1 protein-coding gene and 1 pseudogene are annotated in these 741 nt (G+C 45.3%); both read right to left on the bottom strand.

Annotated elements, in window-relative coordinates:
* Positions 1 to 234 (bottom strand): annotated as a pseudogene (locus A3735_RS25555) (hypothetical protein); the annotation flags it as partial.
* Between the two features lie 113 nt (positions 235 to 347).
* A partial coding sequence (locus A3735_RS25550) for a DUF3365 domain-containing protein (RefSeq protein ID WP_068638898.1) occupies positions 348 to 741 on the bottom strand: 394 nt, incomplete at its 5' end.

The following is a 741-nucleotide window of genomic DNA, read 5'->3' as shown; positions in this document are numbered from 1 at the left end:
TATCGAAGCAAAGCCACCATATAAGGCAATCATGCCATGACCGCCCACCAATAAAACAGCAACTGCTATCCATACCCAAAAAAAGAAACGCTTAAAGGTATCTTGCCACAAACTTAGACGTAGCGGAGGTTCCAATAAGCTTGCTGCAACAGGACGAAGACATAGATAGGCGAAAAACATTCCGCCAACCCAAATTGTTGCAGCCAATATGTGGAGCGTAAGCGCGATGGCCATTGTGAAAACTCCTTTTAAATCGTCACCAGAAATCTACATACAAAGATAAGGGGGCTATTCTGTCACTTATTCACTCACAAATCGATTAGGCCAGAACGAAATATCTTCCGTATTTACTTCGCGGTGTGCAACAAACTAAAGGCCCCACGAATCTGTCCTTCCTGATAACCTACCGCCCTATCGTGCGGGTACTGTTCCGAGAGTGCCTTTTGAATATCTGTTGTTAGACTCTCTCCATGACACGACAAGCACATACCTTGAGTTGGAATAGCCTTCATCATACGAAAGGTACTCCCTTCTTTTTTCACCGCTGCTAACTGTGTAGCAGGCTTTCCGGCTTTGAGTTGCTGTTCAAAGTCAGCAAGTACTTTCGCCTCCCAGGCATCTGGCTTGTTATCAGGGTTACGTGTTTTAAGGCTGGTGCGGGAAACTGTCCATTTTCCTTGGCTATGTTTGCTGGCGATTTTTTCTGCATCCACAGAACAAGCCTCAATACCCTTGGTAAAG

This window comes from Oleiphilus sp. HI0061 (assembly GCF_001635675.1).
The sequence above is the reverse complement of the archived record's forward strand: the minus strand, read 5'-3'. Positions and strand labels throughout refer to the sequence as shown.